Here is a 16925-nt window from a genome sequence, read left to right as displayed (position 1 = left end):
AATGCCGTCATGGCGCTTTCCGGTGTGGTTGCTGAATTTGAACCTAAGTCAGGATTACCCCACCTGGTCTAAATCGAAGTCAATTGTTGGCGCACCACCGCTTGCGCTCCACCATTGCCCCGCCTGCTCGTTGTAAACCGCCCGCATCCGTTGAGTAAGCTCCTGCAGGTCCTTGGGCATTGCGTCGTCGTTGGAGGATTTTGGCAACGGCATGCGGACTTTCCAGAGCTGGCCACCGGCGTGGAAGGAGAACATTTGGCCCTTGGGCAAACTGACGATGTGAGCCGGTTCGATCAACGGCACGCTGGCGCTACTGACGCGGTCCTGCGAGGAGGACGTGAAGTCGGTATTGGCTTCTGGATCGGAGGTGTCGGTTGCACCCGATACCAGGGTTCTGGTTAGCACGTTGACCTTGGGCAACTGCTGGGTGAGCAGCTCCGCGGTGGCGGTTTCGCGTACGCGGAGCATCTGCAAGGTATTGAAGTTACCAATCACCTGGCCGGCTTTGGCGCGGTTACCAATGCGTGCTTCGATATCACTGAGGGTTTGGGTGTAGGCCGTCACCTGGATGCCGGCGCCACCGCCTTTGTTGATTAGCGGAATGAACTCATCACCCATCAACTCGTTGAACTCATCGGCATGCAGGTTAATCGGGAGCTTGTCACTGCCGCTGCGTGATGCGGGCAGGCCGTGGTCAATGCCATGTTTGTAGATGTGGCCCGCAACCGAGACCAAGTCGGCGAACATGGAGTTGCCCACCGCGGCGGCCACCTCGGCGTCGGTCAGTGCATCCAGACCGACATAAACGATGCCGCGTTTTCGGATGATCTGCATCCAGTCGAAGATTGGCCGCGGATCATCTAAATCGGTGTAGTTGGGCGCCAGTAGTTGGGCGGTCTTGCCGGTGGTGAGTTTTTCCAGCAGCGGCAGTAGCGAGGCAACGATTTTGTCGAAGTAAGTACGGTCATATCGTACCGCCGAGCGCAATCCGTCCAGCACCGGATCAAATACCCGTTTTGCCGCCAGGTATTGCTCGATAGCCACTACCCGCTTTTCGCGTCCCACCATGTGTCGGGGGATGTTCTTCTCGGTGAGCTTGCCTTCAAGCTGGACGATCACTTCCCACGCCTTCGGGTCGGTCTTGGCGAAAAACTGCTGGGCGTATTCGATGAACAGTGCGTCGATGTTGACCACATGTCGTTGGATCTGCAGGTAGTCCGGACGTCGGCCCAGCTCGATCAGAGCGCGGGCGATGATGTTGACGAAACGCCAGGCGAACTCACGGAAGGCCGCAGAGTTACCTTCACCACTGAGCTGCCCGGCAATGCGCGAGGCCACCTCCGAGATGCGCCCAAAACGTCCCACGGCGTTGTAGCGGGCGGAGATTTCTGGCCAGCCCAGATGGAAGACATAAAACTCCTTCTCCCGACCGGCACGTTTGGCTTCGACGTACATGCGCTTGAGCAGGTCGGCGTCGCCCTTTGGATCAAAGACGATGACCACCTCATGGTCGACGCGGTGAATGTCCTGAGTGATGTAGACCTCGGCGAGTCGCGTCTTGCCGACACGAGTGGTACCCAGCACCAGTGTGTGCCCGACCCGTTCGCCCAGCGGCAGACTGACTTCCATTTCGTCGGGCTCGACCCCATGCAACAGCGACGAGCCACCTACCGGGGGCAAAGGGCGCAACGGATTGAAGGCACTGTTCCAAGCCGTGACTTGGGCCAATGTCGAGAGCGGAAACGGCGCATGTTCCAGGCGTCGTTCGAGTCCACGTGCCAGGCGGTAACGGGTCGGCTGCTCGACATAGTGAGCGACCGCCGGGTCCTGGGCTTCGACCAAGCGCTGGGTGTGCAGGCGGGTCCAGCGAAAGCCGCGGCCCATGAACAGGCGCTTACGGCTTACCGGAATCTGCCGGCTGGTCAGCTCGTAGCGAGGCAGCCGGCGGATATTGCGCCGATAGCGCAACACCTCCCAGGCTTGTCGGAGGCGGATCAAACCGAACAGGGCATAGGCCAGAGCCGCAACCAGACCGAGTTCGGGTGATAGCGCCACGGCCCAGGGCGAATACACGCATAACACCGCCGCGGCGACACAGATCGCCACGGTATACAGCTCGACTGCGGGCCGGAGTTTGGACTCCATCGCATGCTCGGCCATGACCCAGACTCACTGTTCCAGTGAGGTGGCTGTGATTAAGACAGGGTAGTGCTCAATCTGCAGGCGAGAGGCGATGTCGTTGCCGTTGACCGGCAGGATGGTGATGCCCGGCGCGGCTGCTCGAATTCGGGCCAGGGCTTCAGTATCGGTCACTTCGACGGCGAGGCCCGCCGCCCCCATTTCTTGCAGTTCAGTCGCACGCTGATGCAGCCAAGCCAACGATTGGGGATCCTCCCCGACAAGGAAAAATGGCTGCAAACCCGGCATGTCCAGGGTGCGAGTTGTGATTTGGCCTGGGCTCAAGTGAGAGCTGCGCACGGGCAGTATCCAGGTTTGATCGGCAAATGCAGATAGGTCTGCATGTATGGCCCGAGCAGGCTGGGTCTTGTTGTTTACTGGCGGCCTGGAAGCTTCAAACTGGGGGCGGGTGAAACCGCCAGGCTGAACTTCTGCAAACGACAGTCCCGGCTGGGCGAGCGCAGCCAAGAGCACGGCGAAGTAATACGCACTGGGAATTCGCTTCATGGTGGTGTGCCCTGTTTAAAGGAAACCTGCAGTCGTTCGAGTTGTTGAGAAAAGCCGGCGCGGTAACGCGCGGCCGGCGTTCCTCCTGCCGGACGGTGATATCGGCCAGCAGCTGACACCCAATCACCGGTGACGGCGTGATGCTCTTGCAGCAGCGCGGCAGTTACGGCCAGATTGCGGTAGGGTTCGAGGGCTTCGCAGGGCCTGGAGAAACGCTGTCCGTGATAACCCAGGTTGATTTGCCCAAGCCCGGCATCGACCCGCTTGGCGTCATACCGGGCAAGCGCCTGAAGCAAGGCGTGACATGCGGTCTGACGATTGGCGAAACGGTAAGGGCTGCCAGCAATATTCAGCGTCCAGGGCCAGGGCAGCAGTCGACCACGGAGACGGGCGCCACTCTCCTGCAGGGCAATCGCGAACAGCACCGTAGGAGGGATGTTGGCGTCATGCGCCGCCAGTTGATAAGCCGGAGGCGGAAGCTCGTCAGCGTGGACTGCGAGCACTGTCAGCAGGGGCGCAATAGCAATCAGTCGAGACGCTGCCATTGTCCATTCACCTGCTGAAATTTGACGGGTAGCGGTCTCGGGGCACCCAGGCTGAACCAGCGACCACGATCATGGTTCAGGGTGATTTGCCGGCGTTGAACCTTGCTCGCATCAATGCCTGCTTGCCGGGCCCAGCCACGAACATGTTCATCCTCACCTTGGCTGCCCACCAGGTAGATATCGAACGCTGTATCACTGCTTTGCAGACGCTGCGCTTCAGCGGTGCACGCAGGGCAATGGTCTTCGACAAACAGAGCACGGCGCGGCTCTACCGGTGAGCTAGCAGCGGGCGGGGATGCCATACCCTGAGTCGGCAACAGTCCAGGAAACAGCTTGGCCCAAGCTGCGGTGTAGGCGTTTTGGTAAGCCAATTCGCGCTCGGCACGTTTGGCTTCCAGCGCTACCTGCAATTCGGCATAGCGCTGACGCTCTTGGTCGTTCTCTGCTTCGACGCCGAGTGCAGTCAGCGGATCGAGATTCGGGCTCCAGTAACCACGCGGGCCGGCTTGGATCTGTTCGAAGCGTGTCCACTCCTGCTCCGTCAGACCCCAGCTTGCCGCCTGTTCAGAGTGCGAACGCTCCAGCGGAGCAGACTGCGTGTCCTGGGTCCGTGACGGTGTCGTGACGGGGTTGCCCAGCGCAGCGCCCGTGCTCAGCAATGAAACGAGACAGACGACGGGGGACAGTAGCGCTCGGTTCATGATCGTTTCTCAAGGGAGTTGCACGGCCTGGTCTGGCTGAGTGGGCACCGTGAAGATGGCCGCGTTCGGCTCCAGCGCCTTCAGCTGCCATGTGCCGAACTGCTCGCCGTTGTGCAGCAACTGGATATCATTGAGCGAGCGGCTGTCAGGAGGTGCGACCGCCAGAAAGCGCTCGCCACCGCGGTACTCGACGCTCAACACTGAAAATGGCGGCAGGAGCGGGGCAGGCTTGGGCTGAGCGGTTTTTTTCGGCTTGGCCGAGGAAGGCGTCGGTGGTGGGAGTGGTGGCTGGCTTTTGAGGTCCAGGAGTTGCTGTTCGACGTGCTCAAGTCGTGCGCGTAGCGCGATCATGTCGGCTTCGGTAGCACGGGCTGTCAGACCATCGCGCAGTTCCTGTATCTCCTGCGCCCATTGATCCAGCATCGGATCGAGGGTATTAGCCTGTTGCTCACCGGAATCGACCATCTGCTTCATGTCTTTCAGTGCGTACTGCAGCTTCTCCTGTGCATCCAAGAGGGTGCTTGAATCACGTTGCAGGGTATCCAGGGTCTGTAGGCGTTGGGCGTTCGCATTTTCCAACTCGGTCACGCGTTGATACTGGTTATACAAACCACCACTCAGCCCGGAGACCGCCAGGCAAAGTGAGCCGACAATGAGGGTTTGAAACGTCGTGGCTTTCATGGGCGTGCCTTTGGCTGATGGGCCGCGCTGGGTGCGAGCCGCACGACGGCAGCATCATTTTTTAGCCGTTCGAAGCAGACCGAACGGCTAACCTCATCGATCGTGAGTTGCCAGGCGGGGCCAGCCAGCACTTGTAGCGCGCTGCGCAAAGAGATCGGGCCGAGCCGGTAATGGGCGGCGGGCAGAGGCCGGGTAAACAGTATTTTTACTGGTTCGGCAGCAGGGCAGAGCGAATAACCTGAGCGCTGCAGCACGTAGTGCATCGCTTCCTGTACCGAAGGATTCAGGTTGGGCGGAATGCTCACGTCGATGATTTGAGCGAGAAGATCACGTTGCTCTGCCGTGGGCTCGGTGCTGACCAGCGTATAACGGCCATAGCGGAGCTCTGTCGGGTGACTCTCTTCGGCTGTACTCCTCGAAAGCTGGGCCCGATTGGAACTACCGGCATTCTCTGGACTAGTCGGCAATGGGGTGGGGATCTGCGCCGTGCAGGCGCTCAATAAACCCAGCAGGCAGACAGGCGTGAAAAAACGCTCCATGGAAAAAACCTCATGTCAGATTCAGTGCAGAACCTGACATGAGGTGAAGGAGCGATTCAGTGAGTAAGTTGATTCAAGACGGGTCGTGTTTAAGTTGAACGCGTTGCTATTTCGTCATAAATGGCGAGTCCATCCAAGACGGCAGCGTCGGGGTCGAAAATCAGCAACCTCAAATCCGCCAATGCCGCCAGATACAGTACGTTGACCAAAGCCTCCGGCGTACCGGCGTCGAGCTTTTCTTGCCTCAACGACGAGTAAGGATTGCCCTCGATCTTAACCAAATTATCGTCAGTCCAGGGCGTGCCGATCAGCTTACATCCGAAGCCATTGCAGTCTCTCAGGGCGAAGGGTTCAAACAGCAGACCGGTTGGTCCAGTGTTGAAACTGCCAGCTCGGTGTTCCAAGTAGCGCAATGCATCTTCAGTGAGGTGTGCGGTACTGATTTCCCAGGCTCGACTGTAGTGTCCCGTTTCGAAGTTCAAGCGATGGACCATGGCTTGGGCTTCTTCCAGGGAGTACAGGTCACCGACGTGATGTCGCTCATCGTGCATTTCGCCAGTCACGGCATAGACTACTTGCCGCACCAGCCCGGTGGACTGGAAACATTCTTCCAATTCATCCGGAATGGATTGGCCTTCGCTGATCAAGGCGGCGTCGTCATTGAACATGCAGGGAAACAGTTCTAACGCATCGTCGAGTAGATGAGCTTGTGAGTCGTGTATGGAGCGAAAGCAGGGAGGGCAGTCGTTTGCGTAGGTGATCAGTAGCAGCCGTTCGATAGATAGATTGTCATAGCCGCGAACGAATGGGTTTGAGGCCCCCAGCATGTCTGGGGTTTCGGTAGTGGAGTTCATGAGTATTCTCCAGGATGAAAAATGAACAAGGCGCCCGAAGGCGCCTGTAAGGGTTAAAGCCAACCGTATTCGGCAAGAGAAAGTGGTCGACCTTCACCTACGATGAAGTGATCCAGTACGTGAACCTCGATCAAGGCCAAGGCCTCCTTCAACCGTGCGGTCAAGACGCGGTCTGCCTGGCTGGGTTCCGTACAACCCGAGGGGTGGTTGTGGACAAAAATGGCGGCTGCTGCGTTATGTTCGAGGGAGCGCTTGACGACCTGGCGGGGATAAACACTGGCGCCATCGATGCTGCCGTGAAAGAGGATCTCGAACGCCAGAACGCGATGGCGGGCATCGAGAAAAATCACACCGAAAACTTCATGCTCTTGTTGCGCAAGATGAAGTTTCAGATATGAGGCCACGGCGTCAGGTGACGTCAGGTTGGGGCCGCGGGTGAACAGCCGACGATCCAGAATGTGCAGCGCTTCGTCGATTAGCTGGTTTTCCTGGGCGATACGATCAGCCTCGACATCCGAGGTTTCAATCAGGGTGAGTTGGGTGCTCATGGCGTACCTCCGAAGGGAACAATCCGGGGGTACACACCCGAGGGGAGCGGTGTCCCCGAGGTGGATATAGAGTCACGGGCATTGCCCGATGACGCGTTGTTTACAGCTGAGTGAATCGGTGGCGTTGCCCGTGCAGGTGTGAATCACAACCGTCGCAGGGCAATGGGGAGAAGGTTCTTATTCCACGGCCAGTTTCGGGATCGAAGTCGGCACTGATGGGCATAAGCCGAACCAGCCCACGATGGAGACCGGCGATGCGTTCCTCGACCTCATCCGTCGTGTAATAGAGCGATAACGTGCTGCAGTCCTCGTAAGCCGCAGCGAACATGCAATCGTCGCAAAGCCAGAAGGATTCCATGTGGGTTCTCCTGTGCGGATTGAAGAAAGGCGCTCGATTGAGCGCCTTGATGTAAAACATCGGGGATTGTGTTCAGGCGGACTGAACAGTACGTGTGGCAACACGGCGGGCCGTGCGGGGAGTGGATGCAGATTCAGGTTTGATCCTGGTCTCTGTTGGGTTGTCGGTATCCTCAGCTTCGGCATCAGCCGACGTTGGGGATGGCTCACTGTTTGGCGCTGGCTCAGCAGGTGCTGTTGCCTCCTGCCTGGCAGGCGCTTTGTATTCGAACGTGCCGTTGACCTTGATCCAGTCGATGTACAGCAGACGACCTTTCAGGCTGGCACCCGGCTGGCCTTGTTTATCGCCTTTCTCATAGAGAAATGGGTCAATCCACAGATCGCCGATACGGAACGACAGCAAGACCTTTTTCTCGGCTTTGACGGCGTCCATATAGAGGCGAATCAAACGTTCAGCTTCGCCTCCCGCGACTTTGCAGTCGAAACGGGTGTATTCCACTGCATCAGTGGCACCATGCAGAGCGGCGATATCGCAGGCCATGAACGGCTGGCCGCGGCGGACTTGTACTTCACGGACACGGTTGAGGTAGCCGATACCGACGGTGTGCAGATTGAAGTAAGTGGTTGCTTCTTGGGATTGGTTGGCGTGGGCCATGGTGGTTCTCCTGTTTCAAGGGAAAACGGCGACGCACAGCCCCTGACGGGGAAGTGAGTCCCCGTCAGGATGGGTTAGGTGAAGGCGAACGATGAACGACTCGTCACCGGCAAGCCGATGACCATCAGATCGATGCGCCTGGAGAATAGGGGGGCAGCAGAGGAGAAATCCGCAGCATATCTGCGGACCTAGGGTAGTGGGCATTCATCACCGCTGAAGCGGTAATCGTGCGAGCCTCCGAATGCTGATCGCACTTGGGTAAACCACCACAAGCGTGGCGTAGCCTTGAAGGTTCAAGCTACCTGGGCTGGGCTGTCAACGACAGCGAACCACACCCTTTATATAAGCCTGTCACAGGGGAGCGTCAAGGCGCCGCAACCCGATTTTTTATGGCCGGAATTCAGTGGCAATCACTGGACGGACGAAAGTGAAGAGTAGGCCTGGCGGGGTGCCAGGCGAGGAACAGAAAAGCCACCTTAGGCGTTCTGACGCAGTCGACAAGCTCCTCGCAAAACTTGATTTAACTGCGCCATGATTCGCCAACCGACCCTTGTCGTGGCCTGGGTCGGAACATGTTGGCACGCATCCGCGCACAAAGGGTGCCCAGTATTTCCCCGGCGGGCTCCGGGACTGAATGCGATCGCCGTAGCGGATGACCGCTGATGCCTGGCAGAGGCAACAGTGGTCATCCGCCACATTGATCCGGTCGAGCACAAAGCGGGAATGAAATTCCGCAGAAGAGAAGGCTCCGAACTCAGGGAGTCCGACCGAGCTACCCGGAGCGAATCGGTCTTGGGTCGCCGTAGCGATGATCCTGAGGCACTACAGCAGAGTGGGTGTGACGACGTCAAGCCAGTGGGCGAGGAGGTTATTTGCTACTGAGATGAGCGGCCAGCTGTTCGACGGTCGTCAGGATAAAGGCACGATCGCTTTCTTGAAGGCCGCTCAGCAGGCCCGCGATCATCTGGCCCTGGTCGTTGGGGCGACTGCTCGACTCCGTCAGCAGTTCATCCATCCGGCAGTCGAAGATGTCCGCCAGTTGCATCAGCTTGACCACGGAAAGCTCCACCACACCCCGCTCAAGGCGCGAAATGGCTTCGCTGCCGATCCCCAGGCGTTCAGCCACCTCTTCCTGGGTCAGATTACGCTGAGTGCGGTGCTTCGCGATCATGCGCCCAATTTGGGCTTGGGTTGGATGTTTATGTGCCAAGTGATGAGCTCTCCAATTCAACCCGAATGGTTGAGCAAAGACCCATTGACATGAACATCCTTAACGGTTGAGTATCAACTTATAAGGTTGTTATATTGACTGAAATAGCTGTTTGTCGCGACGTGACATCTACTCCTCCAGGAATTAGAGGCCGAAGTGACCAGCGAGACTGAGCGGTCTGATAGGGCCAAAGGGAGGAAGGTTGAGCATGGATGAGCAGCGCGAGAACGTCATGGACCTGATCTGGGATCGAACACTGGAGCTGTTCATCAAGATCCATGATTGCCCTGATAACCCCGCACACTTCGACAGCCTTGTTCATTGGCTTAACGAAGATCCTGCTCACCTGAAAGCGTTCAACGAACTGGGGCAGATATGGATAGCGACAGGCATCGCCTTGGCCCGTGAAATCGGACGACCTCTAGACGACTTGGAGAAGGACCAACCGCCGTTGATGATGCACTGACCCGCACATCGCTCCCAAGATTCATGTGATCACCCATGGCGCGTCATGGGTGTCGCGTACCTTTGCTGATCGGCACGGTGCCTTTGCAGTCCGGGTAGTGGGAGCAGGACCAGAACGGTCCTGATTTCCCCTTTCGCCTGAGCATTGAGGCGCTGCAATGGGGGCAGACCGGCCCGGCTTCGACCGGTCCCGACAAAGTGAGCGCTCCGCAGTTTGCGATCAGCTGCGTAATCCAGTTTGCCTGCTTGGCAACGAATGCATCCAAGGTCAGACGTCCTGCTTCGATTTCATCCAGAGCTTGCTCCCAGATTGCTGTCATACCCGGATCCGCGACTGCAGCGGGTACCGCTTCGATCAGGGTATGGGCCGCTGCGGAGGCCGTTAAGGCACGTTTTTTCTTCAGCAAGTAACCGCGATCAATCAACCCTTTGATAATGCCGGCTCGCGTGGCTTCTGTGCCGATACCGGTGGTGTCCCGAAGTTTCTGCTTCAGGCGTGGGTCGTTGACCAGCTTGGCGACGTTTTTCATCGCCTTAATCAGATCGCCCTCGGTGAGCGGTTTGGGCGCAGCGGTGCGCATGGACTTGAGTTCGACGTCGTCCACTGCGCACTGGCTACCCTGTTGTAGGGCGGGCAACACCTGGGTCTTTTGACCGGCTTCATCGTCTTCGGGGTTGTCGGAGAGTAAGCCTTTCCAGCCCAAAAACAGGATCTGTTTGCCAACAGCGGTTAACCGTTCTTCGCCACACTCCAGTTCGACCTGGGTTCGATCAAACTCGTGATGCGGCAGAAATTGCGCGAGGTAGTGGCTACGAATTAGCTCGTAGACTTGGCGCTCTTGTTCAGACATCCGCCCAAGGTTCGCCGGCTCGGTGGTGGGGATGATGGCGTGGTGCGCGGTGATCTTGGCATCGTTCCATGCTCGTGAGCGCAATGATTGATCGACGCTTGCGAGCGCTGGGCGCAATGCGGGATCCATTCTGAACAGGGCATCGAATACTGCGGCTACCTCGTTGAACATACTCTCTGGCAAATAACGGCAATCGCTGCGCGGATAGCTGGTGGCTTTGTGGGTTTCATACAAGGCTTGGGCGATGTTCAGTGTTTCCTGAGCGCCGAGTCCCAACTTGCGTGAACAGACTTCTTGCAGTGTGCTTAGGTCGAAGGGCAGGGGTGGCGCTTCGCGCAAATGCTCAGTCTGCAGCGAGACTACGGTGGCGGTCTTGCTGCCAGAAAGCGCTTGGACGGCTTGACTGGCGAGCGCCTGCTGCAGGCAGCGACCGGCTTCGTCACGTCTTGAGCTTGGCGGTATCCACGATGCGATGAAGGGTTGCCCCATTGAAGACATGTGCACCTCCACCACCCAGTACGGCACAGAGACGAAGCTGGCAATCGCGCGGTCTCGTTCAACCACCAAGCGCAAAGTGGGCGTTTGGACGCGTCCAACCGACAGCACGCCGTCATAGCCCGCCCGCCGTCCTAGGAGGGTAAACAAACGACTGAGATTCATACCAATCAGCCAATCGGCGCGGCTGCGGGCGAGGGCTGAGTGATAGAGCGGGAAGGTCTCCTGACTATACTTCAGCGAGGACAGTGCTTTGCGAATCGACGCCTCGTTGAGTGCGGATAACCAGAGGCGCTCAACAGAACCACGATAGTTGCAGAGCTCCAGTAACTCGCGGGCAATCATTTCACCTTCGCGATCGGCGTCGGTGGCGATGACGACGGTGGTAGCTTCGCTGAGCAGGTGTTTGATGACTTTGAACTGCGCGACAGTCTTGGGTTTGACCTCAACCCTCCACTGCGCGGGGATGATCGGTAGATGATCCAACGACCAGGTTTTGTACTGATCGCCATAGGCTTCAGGTGGGGCCGTTTCCAGCAGGTGACCGATACACCAGGTGACGGTTGCCTCGCGTCCGATCAAGCAACCATCGCCACGTCGGCTGGCTCCGAGAACCTTGGCAATGTCACGTCCTTGGGAGGGTTTCTCGCAGAGAAAAAGACGCATAGAACTGCTCCGGGTTGAGTTCGGAGCAGCGTTGTTGGAAACAGCAGTGGCGAGCTATGAGAAACCTGAATGGCAGGTCCCTCATATTAGTCGGTGAGGGCAGTCTTGATTGGGGGCGAGGCTACTACCTTGTAGTCACGTGGACGACAGTGCTTCACGAGCAGCTAGTAATGACAGGCCAGGAACTTCGCGCAAAGGCGCAATTTTTATGCCTCAAGTCAGTCATGCCGATGGTGGCTGCCCTCTGCGCTTTTTGGACTTCGACGCAGGCGAGCTGGCCTGGTCTGTAGTCTGCCCGACGGGAGCCGCAGACGAGGCTGATTCACTTGAGCGATCCCGCATGACCACGTTCTGCACGCGATGAGGCAGGATGCCGACACGACGCGCCTCGATCTTGAAGGTGACCCGCGCATTATCTTCACTGTCCTCCCACTCATCGCGCACGGTGCGGCCCTCTACCAACACGCGCATGCCTTTCTGGTACAGCGTGCTCCAGTGTTCAGCCTCGCGGTGCCAGAGCTCGACCGGCGCCCAATAGCCGCCTCGATCCTCATAGCTGCCATCGCGTGGCACAGGGTTGTCGAAGTACACATTCAGGCGCAGCAAACGCCGTGGCTCGTCATTGCCTGATGGGAACTCCTGGAACTCTGGCGCACTGCCGATGTTGCCTTCGCCGACGAAAAAAGTACTCATCGTGATATCTCCGCTGCTGGTGTGAACTGGCGCAGTAGCCGTTCGGCGCTGGCCATTTTGATCGCGCAGGTTGAAGCCTGACGGTAAAGCGAATGCACCACGCTCATCTGCAAGTTCAGTGCAATGCGTTCGCATTCGAAACGGTGCAATCCCTCTCGTACGGAGTGCGGCAGGGCTTTGTTGGAGGCCTGACGTTCCCAAACCGCAACCCCCATACGGCCGAAGTCTCGGGTGCGCCAACGCAAAAAGGTGCTGCCCGCACTGGTGTTCTGCAGCACCAATCGAACATCCAGCAGTGAGTAAGGGGGCTGTCCGGCCTGCTGCGCCACAGCCTCCATCAGGCGACATAACTGCGCCTCGATTTCCCTCGCCACCTGCGCCAGGTAGTCCAGCTCCCCCTTACCCTTAAACGGTTTTAAAAGGCCTTTTAGGGAGGCAGCGTGTTCAAGCTGTCGATAGGCATCCGATGTGAGTGTTTCGAGGGGGATTAGCTGAGTCGAGATATTGGGCTTCATGCTTCGTCCTCCGGCTCATCGACTGTCGCAGATGGCTCTACCGCGTTCTCCGCCAACGCGCCAGCGTCATCCACCGCCACAGCACCATGACGAACGATGGGTGGCGCGAACTGGGAGCGGCGATGCCCCTCAAGGATGTCCATAGGGGGTAATCCAAACTTCTCCATAGCCGCCAGAGCACGAGCGTTATTCGCCGCCATATCATCACGGGTGACGCCGGCATGCCGATAACGCTGCGCCTGGCCAAACAAGCTGCGCAGCAGATGAGCACCGTCGTCGATCCAAGCTTCCATGTCCCTACGACCGATCAAGGCGGTGTGATGGGCCAACAGGGTATGCCGTACCAGGGTGTCGTAGTCAGTCAGCAGGTAGACGGCGAGAAACCCCAGTTGGCTGCCGATGTACAAGGGTAAGGTGACGGGGTGGATATTGAGGTTGTCGCCCATGTCGATCTGCGTCGGCAGCTCTTGTCTGATCCGGTCCAACTGCTGGGTCAGCTCCACCATCCCAGCCTTGGCCTGCATCAATTTTTCTTCGAGCTGCACGATCGCCCAGTCGGCATAAGGATCGTCCTGCGCTGCGGCCTGTTTGATCAGGTTAGTGACGCTGATGTAGCCCGCCATGCCCATGATCGAGTGGACGCCTTCGCGTGCGGTTCGACCTTGCCAGATTCGGGCGGCATGGTGGGTGTGCAGTGTCAGGGTGATGCTGCTGCGCAATGAGCCAAGGTTGAGCTGATAGTGATCGGCCACGGTGTCGTCCTCGCATAGGCTTGGACGGGGACGTTGCGACAGACGAAGGTAAAGGACATCCGAAAAGCTGAATGCTGTGTGTTCGATTTGGTTCGAGACGGTTGATTTTCGAGACGCTCGTCAGTGATGCCAGTGGCATCAAATCTACTGACGTCCAGGGCGTTTTCTACGCAGCTGGCGTAGTTCATCCAGGCACGCTCGGGCGAGGGCAGAGGCGGGTTCGCCCTTTTTCCTAAGTTGGCGCGGGGGAGCAGATGACGGTTCTGCAAAGGGTAACGATTCAGCCTGGCCTGCCCAAGGGCGGAAATCGCCTTTCAGCGCTCGCTGAATAAGCCCCATCAGATATGCCGCCGGTTTGCGGACGCTGCCTGTCGCACATCGCGCGCCCGCTTCGTTGAGCACTGCCTGCCGATCCGCTGGCTTAAGCTTGTTCAGCGCCACGGTGACGGCCTGCCGCTCGCTCGGACTCAGGTGCAGCGGATCAGGCCAGTGCAGGTTATCCACTGCCGGGGTCGCGCGCGGTACAGTACAAATACTTTCTTTTAATACAGTACAGGCAGCGTTCGGATTCCGAACGGTGCCGGAAACATTGGCTTTCAGACCCGGTTCGGGATCCGAACGAGGTTCCACACGATTCCGAACGGGGTGATCGCCACCTAGTTCGGAATCGTGTAACGCTTCATTGGGCGTCTTATCCAATCCTTGTTTTGTCCAATGGTCGCTCCAACTGTCGAGTCGGGTGGGGAGTCGACCCAGATCGATATCGGTATCTTGGCGGATTTCTTCCAAAACATGCTGAGCGACAATACGCACAGCCTTGGCTGCATGATCGAGAGCGTGTCCGACTAGCTCCAGGTAATCCTGATCCAGCTCCATGGCTTCGGCGGGGGTTAACGGTTCATCGTGCAGGACGTACAGAGAACCTTGTAGGCGCCCGCTCAGCTGATCGCGGCCACGACTGACCAAACTGAGCCAGCGAGTCAGCCTGAGCATCGTCAAGACGCGAGCGATGGTTTCGCGGGAGGCTGACGCACCGTAGGGTACGCTCGACAGGTAAGGTTGCAGATCTTCATAGCGCGGTGTGACCACGCTCTGGCCTTGCAACATGAGTCGAAAGACCTGCCACGCATTCCGTTCCAACGGCGTCAGACGATTGTCCAACAGCAGGCGACGCGGCACGACTTCGTGTGATTGGCCACTGAACAGAAAGCCAGCCTGTAGAGCCTGGTTGGACGGAGGTTCAGTGGTAGGACGTGCGGGCCAACGCCCACTTAATTGCTGAGTGCATTGCTGCAGGACACGCTGCCAGCGACCGGACGGGGCAGTGTTCATGTTCCGTTGCTGTAATGGTCGATCTGCTGCCAAACGATGGTCAAGCTGATCTGTTGCTCCTCCGCCAACATCATCATGGCGTCGAGCTGATTCTCAGCACCGTCCTGATCGCGTAGTTGGCACCAACGCTGCCAGAGCGCATGTTCCTGCTCTTCGCTCAGGTTCTGTGGGCGGCCCTTACGGGTTTCTATCTTGAGGAGACGTCGGCGCAGGGCGGTTTCCGAATGTGCCAAACCGAAGTACTGGTACATGATGGTACTGCTGGCACCGAGCTTGAGCGCTCGGTTGATCAGGCGCTCGTTCTGTTCGTCACGTTCGGCCTGGTCGATCAACCGATGCAACACCGGCGAATCAATCTTGACCTCAACCCAGGGGACAGTGGCATGGGCCAGGCGTGACAGTGTGGTCGGCGGTAATGATTGCAACAGGTAGATGTCCTCTTCACCCAGTCCGAGTGCTTTGCAGCGTTGCAGATTACCCAGGCGCAACTCGTGAAGGACCTGGGTCAGCATGGCCTGGTTGAGCACATTGAAGGACAGGTTCATGGCAGCTCCCTTGGTGAATCGTCTTCATGGGTAAGCGTTAAGTCGATCAGGCGCCGGGCTAAGCGAATGAGGCGATACAGTTTGATTAACAGATCGTCGGGCAGTCGCTCCAGTCCTACGTCTACGGCGGGACGATCTGCCAGCGGGAGTTGATAGACCCCCAATAGCAGTTGCCCGAACAGGGCTGAGGGCAATTGCTTGCGATCCTCCCAGTTCACTTCGTCTTGAGCACGCAGCAGGGCCAAGAGCAATAGGTGAACGCCGGCCGCACGAGGCGCTGCAGGATCAAGTTGCTCGATGCTGAGGGCGAAGCCCAGGCCATGCTTCTGATCGATGATGCTTTCGGGATGTCCGGCATAGGCCGCCATTTCCCGAGCCAGGCCGGCAATGGCTAAGCGCAGTTGTGCGGGGGTATCCAGTGTTGGTGCGATGATCCAGATGTCGTCGATCGGACAGGTTGCGACGGTTTTTATTGGTTCGGAGGCAGTGGCGCGATCAATGTGTCCGCGGATCTGCTGGACACGTGACGGAGGGCTGACTGCTGATGCGACATTCGTTTCGGGCAGTGTGACCTGCTCCTCTCGCTCTGTTTCGGTCTGCGTCCTGGTTTCAGCTGATTTGGAATGCGGCTCAAAGGGGGGAGGCTCGGCCGCGGGCTCATCGACGCTCGGCAGAGGGTTGTTCTGCGGGGGCGTGACGACACCACCGGGCGTCTGGATGACCCGTTGGGTATCGCCCAGCTCTAGGGCCAACATGCGGTAGGACTGTCCGAGTAAGCGGCTCATGCGTTCGAGCAGTTCATCCTGGATTCGCTCAAGGTCGAAGGACTCTGGGTCGGCATCAAATTGCCCCAAGGTGTCGAGCCAAAGCTCGGGAAAAGCGATGGTGTCGGTTGGATAACGATTCCAGGCTCGTTCAGCCTGGCTACGCAGACCGATCAGGCGTTCTATTTTGGGTTTGCCCAACCCGCCGTATAGGGTTTGTGGAATGGCGGGCAGTAAATGTTCAAGGGTGTCCAGCATCCGGCTGATGTGCGACTGGGAAATCGGATAGCCTCCAGCGGCAAGACGTCGTGCCAACTCACGTTGCGAGAGTGTTGCGCCATCTGATTCGAGCATGGTCTTGAGTTTGGTCACTGCCAGAGCACGTTCGATGAAGGTGAGCTGGCCGTGCAGATCGCTTTCGGCAAGATGGCCGAGTAGGGCGCTGATTTCATCGGTCCAGGGTCGGAACAGGCAATGTATGCGGAAGAAACGCTCGTCGCGGGTTTCCTGCCACAGCTCGCCGAGAATTGCCAAGCGCGTATTGCCGCCGTTTCGGATGATGAAATAGGCTTCTCCCGGGCGGCGAGTAATCGGCGGCGGCTGATCCAGCCCGCGCTCGCGGATGGAGGCCTTGATGTCGTCATAAAGCGGGTTACGGATGAACCGAGGGTTGTGTTCGTAGGGCCGCAATTGCTCCAGAGTGACCAGCATAGGCGTATCAGTGAGTGGATCGGACAGTCGCTCCAGTTCTGGACCCCGAGGAAAATGGTCCTGGTGCAGCTTGTCGGTGATCTCCTCCTGACTGAGCTTCTTCATTTGAACAGCCTCAGTTAACGCCCGTTACGCAAATGGTCACCGACCTCGAACTTAATGATCTCGGCTGTACCCGAACCTTCGAAATACCGAGACAGTTCCGCGAGAAACCCACCCATGGCCGAGCGCCCACGCGGCAGGCGAAAGACCACGGTGCAGTATTCCTCGCTAGGTGGACGATCTTGTCGAGTGGATGGCTGAACGACGATGGGAAACCGATCCAACATCAAAAAACTCCTCGCCAAACGCTGTTGGCCTC

19 protein-coding genes are annotated in these 16925 nt (G+C 58.1%); 1 reads left to right on the top strand and 18 read right to left on the bottom strand.

Features of this window, described 5'->3' with window-relative positions:
- Window positions 1-54 precede the first annotated feature (54 nt).
- From traD to AB4O09_RS19690, 11 genes are all read right to left on the bottom strand, one after another.
- Complete coding sequence (gene traD / locus AB4O09_RS19740) at window positions 55-2160, bottom strand: type IV conjugative transfer system coupling protein TraD (protein WP_027912515.1); 2106 nt, start codon at window positions 2158-2160, stop codon at window positions 55-57.
- Window positions 2161-2169: 9 nt separating this feature from the next.
- Window positions 2170-2685, bottom strand: a complete 516-nt coding sequence (locus AB4O09_RS19735) for an integrating conjugative element protein (RefSeq protein WP_027912514.1) — start codon at window positions 2683-2685, stop codon at window positions 2170-2172.
- Window positions 2682-3230, bottom strand: coding sequence for a lysozyme family protein (locus AB4O09_RS19730; protein ID WP_027912513.1), 549 nt, complete (start codon window positions 3228-3230; stop codon window positions 2682-2684). Before AB4O09_RS19730 ends, AB4O09_RS19735 begins: the two co-directional genes overlap by 4 nt.
- Window positions 3212-3931 (bottom strand): TIGR03759 family integrating conjugative element protein, encoded by a 720-nt coding sequence (locus AB4O09_RS19725; RefSeq protein ID WP_027912512.1) that lies wholly within the window; start codon window positions 3929-3931, stop codon window positions 3212-3214. Before AB4O09_RS19725 ends, AB4O09_RS19730 begins: the two co-directional genes overlap by 19 nt.
- A gap of 9 nt (window positions 3932-3940) precedes the next feature.
- Complete coding sequence (locus tag AB4O09_RS19720; protein ID WP_027912511.1) at window positions 3941-4612, bottom strand: chemotaxis protein; 672 nt, start codon at window positions 4610-4612, stop codon at window positions 3941-3943.
- Complete coding sequence (gene pilL2 / locus AB4O09_RS19715) at window positions 4609-5151, bottom strand: PFGI-1 class ICE element type IV pilus protein PilL2 (protein WP_027912510.1); 543 nt, start codon at window positions 5149-5151, stop codon at window positions 4609-4611. Before pilL2 ends, AB4O09_RS19720 begins: the two co-directional genes overlap by 4 nt.
- An 89-nt stretch (window positions 5152-5240) precedes the next feature.
- On the bottom strand, window positions 5241-6005 hold the full coding sequence (locus AB4O09_RS19710) for a DUF5983 family protein (protein ID WP_460107376.1): 765 nt from the start codon (window positions 6003-6005) through the stop codon (window positions 5241-5243).
- 53 nt (window positions 6006-6058) lie between these two features.
- The gene (gene radC / locus AB4O09_RS19705) at window positions 6059-6553 is read right to left on the bottom strand and encodes a RadC family protein (RefSeq protein WP_027912508.1); all 495 of its coding nucleotides are present in this window, start codon (window positions 6551-6553) and stop codon (window positions 6059-6061) included.
- Window positions 6554-6653: 100 nt separating this feature from the next.
- Window positions 6654-6911: a hypothetical protein gene (locus AB4O09_RS19700; protein ID WP_027912507.1), complete on the bottom strand. Its 258-nt coding sequence runs from the start codon at window positions 6909-6911 to the stop codon at window positions 6654-6656.
- A gap of 72 nt (window positions 6912-6983) precedes the next feature.
- Window positions 6984-7565 carry an STY4534 family ICE replication protein gene (locus AB4O09_RS19695; RefSeq protein ID WP_027912506.1) on the bottom strand — a complete coding sequence of 194 codons (582 nt, stop codon included), beginning with the start codon at window positions 7563-7565 and terminating at the stop codon, window positions 6984-6986.
- 868 nt (window positions 7566-8433) lie between these two features.
- Window positions 8434-8775: a helix-turn-helix domain-containing protein gene (locus tag AB4O09_RS19690; protein ID WP_027912505.1), complete on the bottom strand. Its 342-nt coding sequence runs from the start codon at window positions 8773-8775 to the stop codon at window positions 8434-8436.
- Window positions 8776-8983: 208 nt separating this feature from the next.
- Between AB4O09_RS19690 and AB4O09_RS19685 the strand changes: the two genes are divergently transcribed.
- Window positions 8984-9241 carry a hypothetical protein gene (locus AB4O09_RS19685; protein WP_027912504.1) on the top strand — a complete coding sequence of 86 codons (258 nt, stop codon included), beginning with the start codon at window positions 8984-8986 and terminating at the stop codon, window positions 9239-9241.
- Between the two features lie 43 nt (window positions 9242-9284).
- Here AB4O09_RS19685 and AB4O09_RS19680 read toward each other — a convergent pair whose 3' ends face one another.
- The 7 genes from AB4O09_RS19680 to AB4O09_RS19650 form a co-directional block, all read right to left on the bottom strand.
- A complete protein-coding gene (locus tag AB4O09_RS19680; RefSeq protein ID WP_027912503.1) occupies window positions 9285-11252 on the bottom strand; it encodes a DNA topoisomerase III in 1968 nt (655 codons plus the stop codon).
- Between the two features lie 222 nt (window positions 11253-11474).
- On the bottom strand, window positions 11475-11945 hold the full coding sequence (locus AB4O09_RS19675; RefSeq protein ID WP_027912502.1) for a single-stranded DNA-binding protein: 471 nt from the start codon (window positions 11943-11945) through the stop codon (window positions 11475-11477).
- On the bottom strand, window positions 11942-12460 hold the full coding sequence (locus AB4O09_RS19670; protein ID WP_027912501.1) for a DUF3158 family protein: 519 nt from the start codon (window positions 12458-12460) through the stop codon (window positions 11942-11944). Before AB4O09_RS19670 ends, AB4O09_RS19675 begins: the two co-directional genes overlap by 4 nt.
- The gene (locus AB4O09_RS19665) at window positions 12457-13212 is read right to left on the bottom strand and encodes a PFL_4669 family integrating conjugative element protein (protein ID WP_027912500.1); all 756 of its coding nucleotides are present in this window, start codon (window positions 13210-13212) and stop codon (window positions 12457-12459) included. The genes AB4O09_RS19670 and AB4O09_RS19665 overlap by 4 nt, the downstream gene beginning before the upstream one ends.
- Window positions 13213-13356: 144 nt before the next feature.
- Window positions 13357-14544, bottom strand: coding sequence for an STY4528 family pathogenicity island replication protein (locus AB4O09_RS19660; protein ID WP_081745362.1), 1188 nt, complete (start codon window positions 14542-14544; stop codon window positions 13357-13359).
- Complete coding sequence (locus AB4O09_RS19655; RefSeq protein ID WP_027912499.1) at window positions 14541-15089, bottom strand: DUF2857 domain-containing protein; 549 nt, start codon at window positions 15087-15089, stop codon at window positions 14541-14543. The genes AB4O09_RS19660 and AB4O09_RS19655 overlap by 4 nt, the downstream gene beginning before the upstream one ends.
- Window positions 15086-16669 (bottom strand): ParB family protein, encoded by a 1584-nt coding sequence (locus AB4O09_RS19650; protein ID WP_027912498.1) that lies wholly within the window; start codon window positions 16667-16669, stop codon window positions 15086-15088. The genes AB4O09_RS19655 and AB4O09_RS19650 overlap by 4 nt, the downstream gene beginning before the upstream one ends.
- Window positions 16670-16925 lie beyond the last annotated feature (256 nt).

The sequence above is a fragment of the Pseudomonas sp. H1_F01 genome (assembly GCF_054681425.1).
Note: the sequence above shows the minus strand (reverse complement) of the source record. Positions and strands in the feature narration are given on the sequence as shown.

Coding starts and splice junctions, on each gene's coding strand:
- AB4O09_RS19670 (WP_027912501.1), bottom strand. CDS start 12,460: ATGAAGCCCAATATCTCGACTCAGCTAATCCCCCTCGAAACACTCACA.
- AB4O09_RS19650 (WP_027912498.1), bottom strand. CDS start 16,669: ATGAAGAAGCTCAGTCAGGAGGAGATCACCGACAAGCTGCACCAGGAC.
- AB4O09_RS19720 (WP_027912511.1), bottom strand. CDS start 4,612: ATGAAAGCCACGACGTTTCAAACCCTCATTGTCGGCTCACTTTGCCTG.
- AB4O09_RS19695 (WP_027912506.1), bottom strand. CDS start 7,565: ATGGCCCACGCCAACCAATCCCAAGAAGCAACCACTTACTTCAATCTG.
- AB4O09_RS19660 (WP_081745362.1), bottom strand. CDS start 14,544: ATGAACACTGCCCCGTCCGGTCGCTGGCAGCGTGTCCTGCAGCAATGC.
- radC (WP_027912508.1), bottom strand. CDS start 6,553: ATGAGCACCCAACTCACCCTGATTGAAACCTCGGATGTCGAGGCTGAT.
- traD (WP_027912515.1), bottom strand. CDS start 2,160: ATGGCCGAGCATGCGATGGAGTCCAAACTCCGGCCCGCAGTCGAGCTG.
- AB4O09_RS19735 (WP_027912514.1), bottom strand. CDS start 2,685: ATGAAGCGAATTCCCAGTGCGTATTACTTCGCCGTGCTCTTGGCTGCG.
- AB4O09_RS19725 (WP_027912512.1), bottom strand. CDS start 3,931: ATGAACCGAGCGCTACTGTCCCCCGTCGTCTGTCTCGTTTCATTGCTG.
- AB4O09_RS19730 (WP_027912513.1), bottom strand. CDS start 3,230: ATGGCAGCGTCTCGACTGATTGCTATTGCGCCCCTGCTGACAGTGCTC.
- AB4O09_RS19675 (WP_027912502.1), bottom strand. CDS start 11,945: ATGAGTACTTTTTTCGTCGGCGAAGGCAACATCGGCAGTGCGCCAGAG.
- AB4O09_RS19685 (WP_027912504.1), top strand. CDS start 8,984: ATGGATGAGCAGCGCGAGAACGTCATGGACCTGATCTGGGATCGAACA.
- pilL2 (WP_027912510.1), bottom strand. CDS start 5,151: ATGGAGCGTTTTTTCACGCCTGTCTGCCTGCTGGGTTTATTGAGCGCC.
- AB4O09_RS19655 (WP_027912499.1), bottom strand. CDS start 15,089: ATGAACCTGTCCTTCAATGTGCTCAACCAGGCCATGCTGACCCAGGTC.
- AB4O09_RS19700 (WP_027912507.1), bottom strand. CDS start 6,911: ATGGAATCCTTCTGGCTTTGCGACGATTGCATGTTCGCTGCGGCTTAC.
- AB4O09_RS19710 (WP_460107376.1), bottom strand. CDS start 6,005: ATGAACTCCACTACCGAAACCCCAGACATGCTGGGGGCCTCAAACCCA.
- AB4O09_RS19680 (WP_027912503.1), bottom strand. CDS start 11,252: ATGCGTCTTTTTCTCTGCGAGAAACCCTCCCAAGGACGTGACATTGCC.